Source organism: Gryllotalpicola protaetiae (genome assembly GCF_003627055.1).
Lineage (GTDB): Bacteria > Actinomycetota > Actinomycetes > Actinomycetales > Microbacteriaceae > Gryllotalpicola > Gryllotalpicola protaetiae.
The window spans coordinates 1161046-1176846 of record NZ_CP032624.1; the positions used below are offsets into that span (position 1 = coordinate 1161046).

A 15801-nucleotide genomic window follows, 5' to 3' on the forward strand; every position below is an offset into this window, starting at 1 on the left:
CCGGCCCCTCCCCCGGGACCTGTCTTCAACCTACTGGGCGCACCGGACGACAGCGACGGGGAGCACTCCCCATCGGTGCCTCCCCGGTCACCCGGGCAGCGGCAGCTGCACGCGCACGTGCTGGCCGCGCGCGATATACACACCACGCCCTGGCGGGAATTCGCTGCGCGCCATGCGCGGCAGCGCCGTCTTGAGCAGGATGTCGCCCTCGACCGCTTCCGGCTGCAGCAGGATGCCGCGGCGGCCGTTCTTGACCTCGCCGAACAGCGGCCACGACGAGCCCCACGCGCTCGTCTCGCCTTCGGCGACCAGCAGGTGGTCGCTGCGCCGCACCGCCTTGATCAGCTCGACGAGCGGGCCGTCGGCTGGGGTCTGCAGGAAGTCGCCGACGGTCTCGACGAAGATGCCGATTCGCCCCTCCGTGTCAGGGTCGGTCACCGCTGCGAGCAGATCGCGCGCCAGCGTCGCCACCGCGTCAGGGTCCGTGCCGGCATCCGCCCACAGCTCGAGGCGCGCGAGCGCCGAGCGCGCGTTGCCGAAGTAGTAGGCACGCGCGCCGCGCTCTGTGCGCAGCAGAGCGGTCGCGATCGTCTGCAGCGCGGTCGTCCGGCCGCTCGCAGGGGGGCCGGCGAGCAGCACGGTGCCGCTCGGTTCGAACGAATACGGCCCGAGGTCGAGGTCGCTGAGGCCGAGCACGGGCTGACCGCCGACGGACGCCGGCAGCGAGCTCTGCGTGTACTCCTTCGGCAGCGACCCGATCTTCGGCGCGGGCGCGACGCCCGCGCGGCCCATCGCCTCGGCAAGGCGGCCGAGCGCCTCGCCCTGCTCGGACACCGAGGTGGTTCCGCCGAGGATGGCGATCTGGGTCTCGTGCCCGTCGACGATCGCACGCCCCGGAACGGATGCTGGCCCGAGGATGTCGCTCGGCACCCCGAGCGCGCCGTAGCCGTCGTCGGCGAGACGCAGCACGACCCGGCGCTGGATCGACGCCGCGATCGACGTCGGGACCGCTCCCGCGCGGTCGGCCGTGAGCGCCACGTGGATGCCGAGGCGACGCCCGTCCGCGAGCACGTCGCGGAAGACGTCGTACCATTGGGCGCGGCCCGCGGCGACCTCGAAGTCGTCCTTGAAGTTCGTGAAGTTGTCGATCAGCAACAGGATGCGCGGCTCCCCCGGCCGCCCCGCGAGCTGCCGGTACTCGGCGATGCTCGACGCGTTCACCTCGGCCCAGGCCGCGGCGCGCCGCACGAGCTCGCCCTGCAGGGTGCGGAAGAGGCGGACGACGCGCTCGGTGTCCTCGCCGGCGACGATCGCGCCGACGTGGGGCAGGCGGTCGAGGATCCGCAATGATCCTGCGCCGTAATCCAGCCCGTACACGTGCACAGGGCCGCCGCGCGGCGTGATCGCCGCCGCGCTCGCGACCGTGCGCAGCACGGTCGTCTTCCCCGATCCGCTCGTGCCGAAGACGGCGAGGTGCCCGTCGGCATCCGGCCGGAAGTACTGCGTCGTCTGCTCCTGCTGCTCCGGCACATCGGCGACGCCGAGCAGCAGCTCCGCGTCGGTGCGCTGCCGCAGCTTCGACAGGTCGTAGACGGGCGCGAGCTCGTCGAGCCACGGGCGCCGCGGGTCGGGAATGGCCGCGAGACGGTGCGCCCCGATCATCGTCTGGACGAGGCGCTGCTGGTCGTTCGGCCCGAGATCGCGCTGATGATCTACGACGGATGCCGGGGCGGACGAGTCCTCCCACCGGTTCTCGCCCCCGAACCGCAGCTCGGCGACCTGGATGTCTGCGCGCTCGGGCTCCCGCGTCGTCCAGCCGCCTGCATACGCCGACTGGAACCCGGCGAGGCGCCCCGGCCCGGTCTTCGCGTAGCCGCGCCCCGGGATCGCGGGATCGACATGCGCGGAGTCCTTGACCCCGATCACGTCCTGCGAGTCGGACTCGTCCGCCATGCGCAGCGCGACGCGCAGGTTCGTGTTGGCACGCAGGTTGTCCTTGATGACACCGGCAGGGCGCTGGGTGGCCATGATCAGGTGGATGCCGAGCGAGCGACCGCGCTGGGCGATGTCGACGACGCCGTCGACGAACTCGGGCACCTCGCCGGCGAGCGCCGCGAACTCGTCGATGACGAGCACGAGCGCGGGCGGGCTGTCGGCGTCGCCGCGTTTCTCGAGCTCAAGCAGGTCCTTGGCCTTCTTGCGGTTGAACAGGTGCTCGCGGTGGTGCAGCTCGGCGCGCAGCGAGGTCAGCGCGCGGCGCACGAGGTGCGGCGAGAGGTCGGTGACGAGGCCGACGCAGTGCGGCAGCTGCACGCAGTCGGCGAACGCCGAGCCGCCCTTGTAGTCGACGAAGAGGAAGGTCACCCGATCGGGCGAGTACTCGGCGGCCATGCCGAGCACCCACGCCTGCAGGAACTCGGACTTGCCGGCGCCCGTCGTGCCGCCGACGAGCGCGTGCGGGCCCTGCGTGCGCAGGTCGAGGTGCATCGGGTCGTGCCCGCCCGAGCCGACGATCGCACGCAGCTTCCCCGCGCGACGTGGCGTGAGCGCGCCGCCCGAGCGGTCGTGGATCGAGTCGTTCTGCTTCCAGCGATCGACGACCGCGGCAGCGGATTCGGCGAGATCGTGGCCGAGCAGCGTGACGAGCGAGATGCTGCGCGGCAGGTCGCTCGCGTCGGCGACGGGCGCGCCCGCGTCGACGACAGGCGCCATGAGGTGGGCATAGGCCTGGGCGCGGGCGCCATCCACCGGCTCGATGACGACGTCGGCGATGTGCTCGCCGAGGCGTACGAAGCCGACCTCGGCAGTGCCCGCGCTGTCGATCGCGAGATAGCTGCGGCACACGGCGGGCAACGAGGCGATGTCGGGCGAGACCCAGATCGGGAAGACGCCGGCGTCGGCCGCGGACTCGGCGAGCTGGATCAGCCGTCCGCGGTCGACGGGCGCGTCGTCGGAAACCACGACCACGACCGCGGGGATCGGCGACCGCGTGCCCGACGCCGCGTCGCCGTCTGCCACGTTCGCGCCGCGCTCGTTGGCGGCCTGCTTCTGCATCGCCGCGCCGCGGCGCTCTGCCGTGCGCCGTTCGGCGAGTCGCTGCGCGATGAGCCCCTCGAGGTTCGACAGCAGCGTACCCGCGCTCGACTCGCTGTCGGCGAGCTGGCCCACCTCCAGCGGGCTGTGCACGCTCGATGAGTGCGGCATCCACTTCAGCCACTCGACCTCGCGCGACCAGCGCGAGCTGACGATGGCCGCCACGGTCAGCTCGGCGGGCGAGTGCAGGCCGGTGAGCTGCACGAGCAGTGCGTTCAGCACGCCGGCGGTCTGCGCGAGGTCGCCGGCGATGCCGATCGCACCTGCGTCGTACAGGTTCTCGGTGATCGGCACCCCGGGCAGCGTGCGGTGCGTCTCGATGACCGCGTCGAGTCGATCCTGGAATTCGACGAGCAGATTGGGGCGGGATGCCACGTCGATCGTGTTGCGCGACGTGACCGCTCCGACGCCGAGGCGCACGTTGAGGAACGACCAGTGCTCGGGGCGGCGCGTCCACAGGAGCGGCTTCCGTGTGACCGCGGCGTCATAGACCTCTTCGGTCGACGGGGTCTCGCGAGCGCGCTGCGCCGCCTCCTTCTCGCGTTCGCGGCCGAGCGTCGCGGTGAGCCCGTCGAGCCCCGCGTCGAAGCGCTCGACCGAGCGCTTCAGCTTCGACGTGCGCTGGCGCTTGCCCATGAACCAGTTGCCGACGACCATCAGCGGCGACATCGCCGCGAACGCCACGGAGGCGACCTGCTGCGTGATCATGTACATGACGCCCGCCATCAGAACCGGCGTCGCGAGCGCGATCAAAGGGATCGGCTGGGGCTCGGATTCCTGCGGGACCTCGGGCACCTCGAACTCCGCGCCGACATAACGGGTCTCGACCTTCGGCGAGCGGTTGAACAGCACCGGGCCGGCCTTCGCGCCGGCCGCGCCGGGCGCGCCGATGAGGGATGCCTGAGGCCGTTCCTGCTGTGCCACGGGGACGATCTCGACCTCGGTGTCGCCGATCAGCACCCGCACCGCCTGCCGGATCGGCAGGCGATCGACGATGCCGCCGTCGACGACGAGGCCGTTGGCCGAGCCCAAGTCGACCAGCTCGATGCCGCCGGAGGCGTGGATGCGCGCGTGCCGCCCCGACACGAACGGGTCGGCGATCACAATGTCACAGCTCGCGTCGCGGCCGATGATCGTCGTCGACCCTGCCGGGATCTGGTAGACGGTGCCGACCGCGGGCCCGGTCAGGATGCGCAGCCGAGCGACGGTCTGCGCGGCAGCCGCCCGCGCGGCGCCGTAGCTCGTCGCATCGGCGAGCAGCACCGTCGCGCCGTCGCCGATCTGCGCCTCGCCGATCGGAATGTCGGGCGAGAGCACGTCGGGCTGCTGCTGCCCCGGCATGGCGACACCGAGCGTGAGAACGCGGCCCTCACCCCCGACGGCCCACTCCTGCCCCTTGGGGTCCAATCGGCGGATCGCCGCCGCCACGTCGGCGACGGTCGCCACGGCATCCGTCGTCACGACGATGTCGTCGGACTGTCCCGACTGCCTGGCCAGCGTCAGCTTCAGCCGCACGTCATTCCCCTTGATCCATCACCCAGCGCGAACGCACGACGATGTTGTCGAACAGCACGAGCAGCGCATCGCGCTGATCGACGTGCGGGCTGGAGAAGCTGTACTGCGCGAGGCCGCGACCGTCGGGGAACCCGAGCCAGTAGTCCACGATGAGAAGGGGCCGATCGGATGCTTCGAGCTCAGCCGCCGCGCCGCGCACGCGCGTGTTCCTCACGAACGGTCCGGCCGGCGTCTCTGCGCCGACGAGCTCGTCGCCCTCGGCGAGCTCCGCGCGCAGCCGCTCGGTCAGCCGCTCGAGGTGGCTCGCGTCGCCGATCGCCGGGCCGAGCTCGTGCCAGTAGAGCGCCAGGTTCACCGCGGCCGCCGCCTTGTCGCTGCGGCGGATCAGGAAGGCGAGGAAGCGGCCGCCCGCACCGAGCGCGAGCTCCGAGGCCCGGGCGAACCACGCCTCGAAGTCGGCGCGGAGCTTCCGGTTCAGGAATCCGCCCAGCTGCGTGTCGAGCAGCTCCCGCACCTGCTGCCTGCGCGTGTCGGCGTCGGTGACGTCGACGACCGCCCAGTCGCGGCTCAGCGCGGTATCGATGGCGATCGCGCGGTCTCCCGCTGCCACAGCGGACGCGCCGCTTCCGGGCTCGGCGGTCGCCCACGCGACGTCGTCGTCGAGCAGGCGCGGCTCGAGCGACCAGATCACGTCCTCGACGGTCGCGCTCACCGGGTGCGGGCCGGCCGGGTCGAAGAGGACGAGCTTGATGGCGCCCTGCTGGGTGCGCAAGAAGTCGCGCAGCTCGCTGCCCTTCACGATCTCGAAGAGGCGCGACTGGTCGGGGCCGAGGAAGGCGGAGAGCGCCTCGGTGGAGGAGAAGATGCCGAAGTCGAAGGCTTTCCCGCCCTCCGGCTCCTTCGTGCGGTAGACCCGGTTCTGCGTCTCGCCGTCGGCCGTGGTGATGAGCGGGACGATCACGTAGTCGTGCCGCAGCGCCTGCCCGATGGCCGGCACGTCGACGGCGGCCAGCGCGGCGGTCAGCCGTTCCGAGCCGACGTCAGGAGCGGATTCGACATAGATCGGCTCGTCGTCAGGCATCCGTCACATTCTCCTTCTGCACGGCGTCCCGGCCGCCGATCAGCACGGTCTCGAAGGGGCGCAGCTTGCCCTTGCGCACGAAGGCGGCCGTCTGCTGCGGGCTGTCGCCGCGGTCGAAGAGCTCGAGCCGCATCGCGGCGCCGTCGGTGCTCGGGCGCGGATGCTTCCTGTCGAACGGGCGCAGGAACACGGCACCGCGCACAGGCCAGCCGGCCGGCCACTCCGCGCGCGGGTACAGGCTCGGAACCACGGAGCCGGAGGCCTCCATCAGCACGACGGGCGCGATCTCGCCGCCGGGGTCGCGGACCCAGAGGCCGCTGTCGATAGCTGTCTGCTCGTCCTCTGCAGCGTGCTCGCGCTGCTGCCTGTCCCATTCGACGAGGTGCGTGAAGCGCGCACGCGCGTCGTCGCGGTCGACCGAGATCTCGACCTCGCCTCGCGGCTGCCGCTGACCGGCATCGGGCCGCGTGTCTGCCGGCAGTCCGCCCTCCACCTCGTACAGCCAGGCGTCGCCCTGCCAACGCCCGTCGATCACGCTGCTGTACTGGCTCTCGACGCGGAAGTAGTGGCCGTCTGCCCGCGCCCAGGTGCGGAAGCCGCCGATGCGGCCGCCGACGTCATCGTGCGCGGCCAGCTCGATGAACAGCGGATTCCCGGGCAGGACGGCCCACACGACCAAGGGGTAGTCGAACGTCAGCTCATCGACGCGCCCGCTCACGGCAGACTCAGCTTCACTGTGTCGAGCTTCTCGAGCCCCTTGACGTCTGGAGTGATCTCACCGCCGGGGAACTTGTACTCGGGCGCGCCGCCGATACGGCCTTCGTAGGGCAGCGCGTGCCGGGTGATGTCGGCACGGGAGGCGTCGACCACCCTCACCCGCACCAGGGTGTCGGGGACGCTCTCCTTGGGCAGGCCCAGCGTCTCGGCTGGGTCGTGGTACTCGTCGGGCATCCGCGAAGAATACGACTTGCCGAACTCCGTCGAGCCGTTCGGGCCGCCGCCGTAGACGCGCGAGAGCAGCTGGCCGTTCTCGAGCTCGTCGACCGGGGTCGCCCACGCGCGCATCGACTCGTCGAGCACCGTGGGGTCGAGCTCCATGATGTGCTGCGCGGTCACGGTGTCCATCGTCTCGCCGTCCGCGAGGGTCTGCCTGCTCGCGATGCGGTTGATCTGCGTCGCGATCTTCTCCGCCCGCGACGGGGTCATCACCTTCTCGAGCACGTTCGTGCTCCGCAGCACCGCCGAGGAGTTCGCGACGACCACGCCCTCCTTCCCGGCCTGGGCGAGCACACGCAGTGCACCGCCGATGCCGAGGCAGCACAGCGCCGCGCCGATGATGCTCACGATCGCCTGCCCCCAGGTGCGGTCGCCTGTGATCGCGAGCACCGTGTTGCCGATGGCGTTGATGACCGCGGCGACCGCGGTGACCACAAGCAGCGCCGCGGCGAGCACCTGGCCGACGACCGGGATCCACGCGACGCAGAGCGCGAGCACGCCCGCGATGCTCGCGACGATCCCGGCGATGTCGGTGATCTTCTCGAGCAGGTCTTTGCCCCAGTTGTCCCACCACGAGTCCTTGAGCCCGTCGTGGCTCGTGATCTCCTGGATGTGCGAGATCGCCCGCTCTGCGGCGGCGTCGCGCGTGGCCGCGGCCGCGTCGATCTGCGAGCGCCAGGCCGCCACGCTCGCCGTCGCGTCGTCGGCGTCGTCACCCGACTGCTTCGCGAGATTCGTGTACTGCAGCTGCGAGGCGGGATCCGTCTCGGACTGCGCGAGAGTCAGGTAGTACTGCCGGTTCGAGTTCGCAGAGTCGGATGCCTGGAGCGCCGAGCTCGCGCGGTAGAGCGCCGTCGCCGAGTCGTCCTGAGCGGTGCGCAGCGCGGGTGCGTACGCCGTGAGCGCCTGGCCCGCCGCGCGGTAGCGCGCCTCGGCCTTGCCGATGTCGCTCGCGACGTCGCCGGTCTTCTCGAGGAGCTCGTCGACCGCCCGCGAGATCTGGCCGTCGAGGTCGATGGCCTCGAGCCGCCTCTTGGCCCCGACGATCGCGTCGGCGACCGCGAGATAGTCGCTGCCGCCCTGGGCGACGACGTCGGGGTCGCCGGGAACGGGATCGGAGCCGTAGCCGACAGCCTGCCACTGCGCGGCCGCGGGCCTCACCGGGCCACCGCACTCACTGGCCGCTCACCGCGTCGGCGAGCCCGTGATCGGTCTGGCCGAAGCCCTCGCCGATCTCGGTCGCGAACTTCGCCAACGTCTGGATGTCGCCGGTCATGGCCTTGCGCTTGTCATCCCACTTGTGCGCGAAGTCGCGCACCGTGTCGGCGAGACCGCTGTGCCCGACGGCGTCGGCGATCGTGTCGCTGTTCGTGTTCGCATCGGCGAATTCCGTCGCGACGCGGCTGAGCTCGCTCCCCAGCTCAGCGAACATCGCGACATCGACGCGCAGGTCAGGCATCCGTCCCCCTCATGTTTCCCCGTGCACCGAGAATATCGGGGCGGGGCGGCGGCACCCATGGGGAGGAGTCCCCTAATAGAGCAGGAACTGCTTGCTCGTCGCGGAGGCGATGCCGGCGACCGACACCGACAGGTGGTACGAGGCGCCGCCTGCGGGCGCTGCGGGCCGGGGACCACCGCACGTCGACGTCGACGAGCGGGTGCGGTCCCACGCGATCGGCGTCGACGTCAGCGTCTGCTTCGGCTCGAGCTTGATGTCGGTGTGCACCGGATTGCTCTGGCAGTCGGTCGACGTCCAGTAGGGCTCCTTGCCGCTCGTCACCGTGAAGACCATGGTCGCCGTGCCGGCGTCGATCGTGCACATGACGGAGCCCGTGTTGGTGAGCGACAGCGAGAGCAGCGGCTGGGCGCCGGACTTGTAGCTCGAGGCGTCCGTGATCGCCTCGACGTCGATGTTCCCGTGCGCACACGGCTGGCCGGCCGCCGCCGGCGTCGCCTTCGGGGTCGCCGCCGGCCTCGCGCTCGACGAAGGGCCGGGAAGGGAGGTGCCCGAGCCTGTCGGCTGCGGGGTCTGAGAGGCCGCAGCCGGGGTGGTCGGCCTGCCGCCGGCCGTCGCCGCGCCGCCCGAGCCCGGGCGGAAGACGAGGAAGAGGACGCCCGCGACGATCGCGAGCAGAACGAGCAGCACCACGAAGCGACGCCGCCGGTAGACGGCGGCTGATCTGCGGCCGACGGGATGGTGTTGCGTCGACATGTGCGCAGGCTATCGCGGCCGTGCTACTGTCCCAGGCATGCACACGCGTCTCACCCAGAACTGGTGGCCCGCCTCTTAGGCGAGCCGACGCGTACCCATACGACGACCGCCTCCCGGGGCGGTCGTTTCGCGTAAGCGGGCGGTCTCTCCGCCAGGCGGCAGAACCACGAGGACTGCCATGGACCACCCGCTTCTCACCCGCATCGCCGCCTCCGACGGGGCGCTGCCGTTCGCCCTGCTGCGGCGCGAAGGCAGCCCCGACGTCGAGGTGCTGACCGGCGAGGTCGTCGACGTCGACGCGCTCGCCGACATCCCGCTCGACGGCCGCCCCGTGCTGTCGGCCGTGCCGTTCCGCCAGGTGCGCGAGCGCGGCTTCGCGGCGCACGACGACGGGGCGCCGCTGCGCTGCCTCGTCGTGACCGAGAGCGAGCGAATGCCGCTCGACGCGGTGCTTGAGCTGCTGCCGGATGCCCCGGCGCACGTCGACGCGCAGGGCTTCGACGTTCCCGATGAGGAGTACGCAGAGATCGTGCGCCGGGTCATCGCCGACGAGATCGGGCGCGGCGAGGGCTCGAACTTCGTGATCAAACGCAGCTTCGTCGGGCATACGGATGCCCCGACCGTGCCCGCCCTGCTGTCCTGGTTCCGCGCGCTGCTCACCGACGAGTCCGGTGCCTACTGGACCTTCGCGGTCGGCCTCGATGACCTTCGGATGGTCGGCGCCACCCCCGAGCGGCACCTCTCGGTGCAGGGCGACGTGGCGATGATGAATCCGATCAGCGGCACCTACCGCCACCCCGCCGACGGGCCCACGCACGCCGGCGCGCTCGGCTTCCTCGCCGACGTGAAGGAGAGCGAGGAGCTCTTCATGGTCGTCGACGAGGAGATGAAGATGATGAGCGCGGTGTGCCCGGAGGGCGGTCGCATCCTCGGCCCCTACCTCAAGCAGATGTCGCGCCTCAGCCACACCGAGTACCTGCTCGAGGGCCGCACCTCGCTCGACCTGCGCGAGGCGCTGCGGCTCACGATGTTCGCGCCCACCGTCACCGGCTCGCCCATGCAGAACGCGTGCGCCGTGATCGCGCGGCACGAGCCGAAACCGCGCGGGTACTACGCGGGGGTGCTGGCGTTCTTCGAGACCAGCCCGTCCGGCTATTCTCTCGACGCCCCGATCCTGATCCGCACCGCGTACCTCGAAGACGGCGGCCGGCTCACCGTGCCGGCCGGCGCCACGCTCGTGCGGCACTCGACGCCGGAGGGCGAGGTCGCCGAGACGCACGCGAAGGCCTCGGGGGTGCTGGCTGCTCTCGGGCTGCTGCCGCGGCAGGCATCCGCCGCCGCTCTCGATCTGAACGCGCAGCCGGGCGTCGCGGACGCGCTGGCCGCACGCAACGAGCGGCTCGCGTCGTTCTGGGTCAGGCCGCAGGCGACGGATGCCTCAGCCGCGGCCCTTGCCGGCAGAACCGCCCTCGTGGTCGACAACGAGGATCAGTTCACGACGATGCTCGCCCACCAGCTGCGGCACCTCGGGCTCGAGGTACGGATCGCGCCGTGGGCCGAGGTCGACTCGGTCGGCGACCACGACCTCGTCGTCTTCGGTCCCGGGCCGGGCGACCCGCGCGATCTGTCCGATCGTCGCATCGCCCGGCTGCGCGCCCTGATGCTCGAGCGGCTGCGCGCCGGCGCGCCGCTGCTCGCGGTGTGCCTGAGCCACCAGGTGCTCGCCGAGCTCGCCGGCTATGAGCTCGCGCCGTTGCCGGCGCCGCGCCAGGGCGTGCGCCTCGAGGTCGACGTCTTCGGCGAGCCTGCGGCGATCGGCTTCTACAACACCTTCGGCGCGCGTGCTCCCCGGTCGTTGAGTCGAAGCGAACGTCGCGAAACGATCCGCCCGGAAGTCGAGCTCGAGGCATCCGTCGACCCTGACGGCGTCGTGACGGCTCTGCGCGGCCCTGGTGTCGCCTCGATCCAGGGTCACCTCGAGTCGGTGCTGTCTTCAGACGGCTACGCGACGCTGCTCCGCCTGGTCGAGCATGCGCTGGTGCCGGCGCCGGCCCGCGTGTGATCGGCCATCCGCGCGTTACGCATTCCACCGCGCGCTGCCGCAAGCTCTTTCGCGCCTCGGTGTCAGCAACGCGCGGATGAGTCGGCTCGCATCGACGCCACGTTCACTGCGCCGCAACCCGTTCATAGCTGCTTGATCATGCGGGTGTTGCCGAGCGTGTTCTGCTTCACCCGGGCGAGGTCGAGGAACTCGGCGACGCCGTCGTCGTTGCTGCGCAGCAGTTCGGCGTAGACGGCCGGGTCGATGGTCTCCGACCCCATGTCGGTGAAGCCGTGGCGGCCGAAGAATCCGGTCTCGAAGGTCAGGCAGAACAGGCGAGAGAGGCCGAGGTCGCGGGCGTCCGTCTCGAGCCGCTCGAGCAGCGCGTGGCCGACACCGCGATGGCGCCAGCCGGATGCCGCAGCCAGCGTGCGCACCTCGCCCAGGTCCTCCCACATGACGTGCAGGGCGCCGACCCCGACGAGGTCGCCCTCGTCGTCTTCGGCGACGCGGAACTCCTGTACGGCCTCGAACAAGGTCACGAGCTCTTTGCCGAGCAGGATGCGCTCGCCGACCAGGGGCTCGATCAGGTCGCGGATGCCGCGCACGTCGGTGGTGCGCGCGCGGCGCACGGTGATTCCGGTCACCCCTCAACCGTAGCGGCGCACGTCAGTGCGCTTCTTCCGTTTCGCGCGAGCCGGTCAGGTAGAGCGCGCCCCACCCGGTGATCACGCCGACGACCACGGCGAGCACGGCGAAGGTGACGCTTTCGCCGTGGAAGAAGGAGGCCACGAGCGAGTGGGTCCAGATGCCGGCCGGCAGAACCTTGGCGACCAGGGCTGCGATCAGCGTGCCGACGACGGCCGTGCCGACGCTGGTGCCGAGCTCCTGACCGGTGTCGCTCAGCGCGGTGCCGATCGAGGTGCGGTTCTCGGGCATCGCGGCGACGAGTGCGACGCCGCAGATGGTCATGATGCTGCGCAGGCCGAGCGTGAGAGTGACCATGAAGAACGCGACGACCAGGTAGCCGTGCGAGACGCCCCAGGCGAGGCCGCCGAGCGAGCCTGCGAGCAGTGCCGCGGAGATGAGACACGTGACACGGTGCCCGAACCGCTTGACGAGCCACTCGGTGAGCGGCGCCGCCGCGATCATCGTGGCGATCATCGGCAGGTTGGCGAGGCCGGCGCGCACAGGGCTCCAGCCGTAGGCGTACTGGAAGTGCAGGACGAGCGCGAACATGACCGCCGCCATCGCGACCGCCGCGCCGATCTCGGCGATGAACGCGCCACGGATCGTGCCGTTGCGGAACAGCCTCAGGTCGAGCATGGGCGACGGGGTGCGCAGCTCATGCCAGACGAACGCGGCGAGCGCTGCGAGAGCGCCGACGACCGAAGCGATCGTGGCCGCCGAGAGCCAGCCGTACTGCACCCCGCTGGTGCCGATGAAGCAGGCGAGTCCGATCGTGACGATGCTGAGGATCGCACCGGGCAGGTCGAGCTTGTCGGTGGTCAGATCCTCTCGGCGGTCTGCCGCGACGCCCATGCGCACGCCGATCACGGCGATGAGCGCGATCGGCGCGTTCACCACGAGCAGCCACTGCCAGCCGACGTGGGCGAGCGCAGTGCCGCCGAGCAGCGGGCCGAGGACGAAGCCCGCCATTCCCACCACGATCATGACGGTCATGGCGCGCATCCGCTCGGCCTCGCCCTCGAACAGGCGGAACACCAGCGAGTTGGTGATGGGCGCCATCGCCGCCGCGGCGATGCCGAGCGCGGCGCGCAGGGCGATGAGCTCGCCTGAGGAATGCACCCAGATCACCAGCAGGCTGATCAGGCCGAAGACGGCGAGCCCGGTGAGCAGCACCCGCCGGCGGCCGAAGCGGTCGGCGATCGACCCGGCGGTCAGCAGCAGGCCGCCGAAGGTGAGCGAATAGGCGCCCGTCACCCACTGCAGGGCGGTGGTCGAGCCGCCGAGGTCCCGCCCGATGGTCGGCAGCGCGATGCTCAGCAGCGTGTTGTCGACCATCTCGACGAAGAATGCGAGGCAGAGCGCCGCCAGCGGGATCCAGGCGGCGCGCAGCGAGCCGTAGGTCCGGGCTGTGGTGGGCGCGATGGTCGAAGTGGTCATGACAACAATGGGACCAGCCCCGACTTTCACGCGACTGTCGCCCGGCTCACGCCCGCTTACACGGCGAAGGGCCCCTCCCGCAAGAACGGAAGGGGCCCTTCGTGGGTCAGTCGCTAGTCCGAGGTGATGGCGAGGTCGGGCGTCGCGGCGCCTGCGACATGCGAGCCGCCGGAGGCGATGCTGCCGACCTTCTCGCCGCCGCGCGGAGCGATGCCGAACACGAACTCGCCGCTCGCGTAGTCGACCACCACGTGGTCGCCCGCGTTGAGCTCACCCGCAAGGATCTTCTCGGAGAGCCGGTCCTCGACCTCGCGCTGCACGGCGCGGCGCAGCGGCCGGGCGCCGAGCGACGGGTCGAAGCCGATCTCGATGAGGCGGTCCTTCGCGGCATCCGTGATCTCGACCGTCAGGTCGCGGTCCAGCATGCGGGTGCCGAGGCGCTTCACGAACAGGTCGACGATCTGGCGCAGCTCGGGCTTGGTGAGCTGCGGGAACACGATGATGTCGTCGACACGGTTCAGGAACTCGGGCTTGAAGTTCTTCTTCAGCTCCTCCATCACCTTGCCGCGCATGCGGTCGTAACCCGACGCCGTGCCCGCGTCACCTTCTGCCTGGAAGCCGACCGGGCCCCCAGAGATCGCCGCGGTGCCGAGGTTGGTCGTCATGATGATGACCGTGTTCTTGAAGTCGACCACACGGCCCTGACCGTCGGTCAGGCGGCCTTCCTCAAGAATCTGCAGCAGCGAGTTGAAGATGTCGGGGTGGGCCTTCTCGATCTCGTCGAAGAGCACCACGGAGAACGGCTTGCGGCGCACCTTCTCGGTGAGCTGGCCGCCCTCTTCGAAGCCGACGAACCCGGGAGGGGCGCCGAACAGCCGCGAGACGGTGTGCTTCTCGCCGTACTCCGACATGTCGAGCGAGATCATCGCCGACTCGTCGTCGAACAGGAACTCGGCGAGCGCCTTGGCGAGCTCGGTCTTGCCGACGCCCGTGGGGCCGGCGAAGATGAACGAGCCCGAGGGGCGGTGGGGGTCCTTGAGGCCTGCACGGGTGCGGCGGATCGTCTTGGCGAGGGCCGAGATGGCCTCCTCCTGGCCGATGACGCGCTCGTGCAGCGCCTTCTCCATGAAGACGAGTCGCGACGACTCCTCCTCGGTGAGCTTGAACACCGGGATGCCCGTCGCCTGGGCGAGCACCTCGGCGATCAGACCCTCGTCGACCTCGGCGGTCGTCTTGACGTCGCCCGACTTCCACTGCTTCTCAAGGCGCAGCCGCTCGCCGAGCAGGTTCTTCTCCTCATCGCGGAGAGCCGCGGCCTTCTCGAAGTCCTGCTCCTCGATGGCGGCCTCCTTCTTCTCGCGCACGCCGGCGATCTTCTCGTCGAACTCGCGCAGCTCCGGCGGCGCCGACAGGATCGACAGACGCAGGCGGGCGCCGGCCTCGTCGATCAGGTCGATGGCCTTGTCCGGCAGGAAGCGGTCACTGATGTAGCGGTCGGACAGGTTCGCCGCCGCCACGATGGCGCCGTCGGTGATGGACACCTTGTGGTGCGCCTCGTAACGGTCGCGCAGCCCCTTCAGGATGTTGATCGCGTGGGGCAGCGACGGCTCGGCGACCTGGATCGGCTGGAAGCGGCGCTCGAGCGCCGCATCCTTCTCGAAGTGCTTGCGGTACTCGTCGAGCGTGGTCGCGCCGATGGTCTGCAGCTCACCACGAGCAAGCAGAGGCTTGAGGATGCTTGCCGCATCGATCGCGCCCTCCGCAGCGCCCGCACCGACGAGCGTGTGGATCTCGTCGATGAAGGTGATGATGTCGCCGCGGGTGCGGATCTCCTTCGTGACCTTCTTCAAGCGCTCTTCGAAGTCGCCGCGGTAGCGGGACCCGGCGATGAGCGAGCCGAGGTCGAGCGTGTAGAGCTGCTTGTCCTTCAGCGTCTCGGGAACGTCGCCCCGCACGATCGCCTGGGCGAGGCCCTCGACGACGGCGGTCTTGCCGACGCCGGGCTCGCCGATCAGCACGGGGTTGTTCTTCGAGCGGCGCGACAGGATCTGCATCACGCGCTCGATCTCCTTCTCGCGCCCGATGACCGGGTCGAGCTTGCCCTCGCGGGCGGCCTGCGTCAGGTTGCGGCCGAACTGGTCGAGGATCTGGCTGCCGGCCTGCGCCTGCTGCTGCTCGTTCGCGCCGACCTGCACCTGCTCCTTGCCCTGGTAGCCGGAGAGCAGCTGGATGACCTGCTGGCGCACCCGGTTGAGGTCGGCCCCCAGCTTCACGAGCACCTGGGCTGCGACGCCCTCGCCCTCGCGGATGAGGCCGAGCAGGATGTGCTCGGTGCCGATGTAGTTGTGGCCGAGCTGCAGCGCCTCACGCAGAGACAGCTCGAGCACCTTCTTCGCACGCGGGGTGAAGGGGATGTGGCCGGTCGGCTGCTGCTGACCCTGGCCGATGATGTCCTGCACCTGCTCGCGCACCGCGTCAAGGGAGATACCAAGGGACTCGAGGGCCTTGGCGGCGACGCCCTCGCCCTCGTGGATCAGGCCGAGCAGGATGTGCTCGGTCCCGATGTAGTTGTGGTTGAGCATCTTGGCCTCTTCTTGAGCCAAGACGACGACCCGGCGGGCCCGGTCCGTGAACCTCTCGAACATTAGTCACCTCTCGTCACGACTGGGCTGGCAGCCGCGTTACATCGAGAGTAACCAGGGGGTCAGGGGATGCATGCCCCTGTTCGCCCCAGGC

General features: G+C 70.5%; 10 protein-coding genes. 1 reads left to right on the top strand and 9 read right to left on the bottom strand.

Annotated elements, in window-relative coordinates; all coding sequences use genetic code 11:
* Positions 1 to 87: 87 nt before the first annotated feature.
* From D7I44_RS05730 to D7I44_RS05755, 6 genes are all read right to left on the bottom strand, one after another.
* Positions 88 to 4608, bottom strand: coding sequence for a type VII secretion EssC family protein (locus D7I44_RS05730; RefSeq protein WP_120788608.1), 4521 nt, complete (start codon positions 4606 to 4608; stop codon positions 88 to 90).
* A gap of 1 nt (position 4609) precedes the next feature.
* Positions 4610 to 5689, bottom strand: coding sequence for a hypothetical protein (locus tag D7I44_RS05735; protein WP_120788609.1), 1080 nt, complete (start codon positions 5687 to 5689; stop codon positions 4610 to 4612).
* Positions 5682 to 6407 (bottom strand): hypothetical protein, encoded by a 726-nt coding sequence (locus tag D7I44_RS05740; protein WP_120788610.1) that lies wholly within the window; start codon positions 6405 to 6407, stop codon positions 5682 to 5684. The genes D7I44_RS05735 and D7I44_RS05740 overlap by 8 nt, the downstream gene beginning before the upstream one ends.
* Positions 6404 to 7846: a hypothetical protein gene (locus tag D7I44_RS05745; protein WP_120788611.1), complete on the bottom strand. Its 1443-nt coding sequence runs from the start codon at positions 7844 to 7846 to the stop codon at positions 6404 to 6406. The genes D7I44_RS05740 and D7I44_RS05745 overlap by 4 nt, the downstream gene beginning before the upstream one ends.
* Before the next feature lie 13 nt (positions 7847 to 7859).
* Positions 7860 to 8144, bottom strand: a complete 285-nt coding sequence (locus D7I44_RS05750; protein ID WP_220093838.1) for a hypothetical protein — start codon at positions 8142 to 8144, stop codon at positions 7860 to 7862.
* Between the two features lie 72 nt (positions 8145 to 8216).
* Positions 8217 to 8897 (bottom strand): hypothetical protein, encoded by a 681-nt coding sequence (locus tag D7I44_RS05755; RefSeq protein WP_120788612.1) that lies wholly within the window; start codon positions 8895 to 8897, stop codon positions 8217 to 8219.
* A 178-nt stretch (positions 8898 to 9075) separates the two neighbouring features.
* Here D7I44_RS05755 and D7I44_RS05760 point away from each other — a divergent pair, with 178 nt between their 5' ends.
* Positions 9076 to 10959, top strand: a complete 1884-nt coding sequence (locus D7I44_RS05760) for a chorismate-binding protein (protein WP_120788613.1) — start codon at positions 9076 to 9078, stop codon at positions 10957 to 10959.
* A 122-nt stretch (positions 10960 to 11081) separates the two neighbouring features.
* Here the strand turns inward: D7I44_RS05760 and D7I44_RS05765 are convergent, their stop codons facing one another.
* The 3 genes from D7I44_RS05765 to D7I44_RS05775 all read right to left on the bottom strand — a co-directional run bounded on the left by D7I44_RS05765 (position 11082) and on the right by D7I44_RS05775 (position 15710).
* Positions 11082 to 11585, bottom strand: a complete 504-nt coding sequence (locus D7I44_RS05765; protein ID WP_120788614.1) for an amino-acid N-acetyltransferase — start codon at positions 11583 to 11585, stop codon at positions 11082 to 11084.
* Positions 11586 to 11607: 22 nt separating this feature from the next.
* The gene (locus D7I44_RS05770; RefSeq protein WP_120788615.1) at positions 11608 to 13065 is read right to left on the bottom strand and encodes an MFS transporter; all 1458 of its coding nucleotides are present in this window, start codon (positions 13063 to 13065) and stop codon (positions 11608 to 11610) included.
* Between the two features lie 113 nt (positions 13066 to 13178).
* The gene (locus tag D7I44_RS05775) at positions 13179 to 15710 is read right to left on the bottom strand and encodes an ATP-dependent Clp protease ATP-binding subunit (RefSeq protein WP_120788616.1); all 2532 of its coding nucleotides are present in this window, start codon (positions 15708 to 15710) and stop codon (positions 13179 to 13181) included.
* Positions 15711 to 15801 lie beyond the last annotated feature (91 nt).

Bases quoted from the DNA above. Each gene is read 5' to 3' on its own strand.
- D7I44_RS05735 (WP_120788609.1), bottom strand. From the start codon at position 5,689: ATGCCTGACGACGAGCCGATCTATGTCGAATCCGCTCCTGACGTCGGC.
- D7I44_RS05750 (WP_220093838.1), bottom strand. From the start codon at position 8,144: ATGCCTGACCTGCGCGTCGATGTCGCGATGTTCGCTGAGCTGGGGAGC.
- D7I44_RS05755 (WP_120788612.1), bottom strand. From the start codon at position 8,897: ATGTCGACGCAACACCATCCCGTCGGCCGCAGATCAGCCGCCGTCTAC.
- D7I44_RS05760 (WP_120788613.1), top strand. From the start codon at position 9,076: ATGGACCACCCGCTTCTCACCCGCATCGCCGCCTCCGACGGGGCGCTG.
- D7I44_RS05770 (WP_120788615.1), bottom strand. From the start codon at position 13,065: ATGACCACTTCGACCATCGCGCCCACCACAGCCCGGACCTACGGCTCG.
- D7I44_RS05775 (WP_120788616.1), bottom strand. From the start codon at position 15,710: ATGTTCGAGAGGTTCACGGACCGGGCCCGCCGGGTCGTCGTCTTGGCT.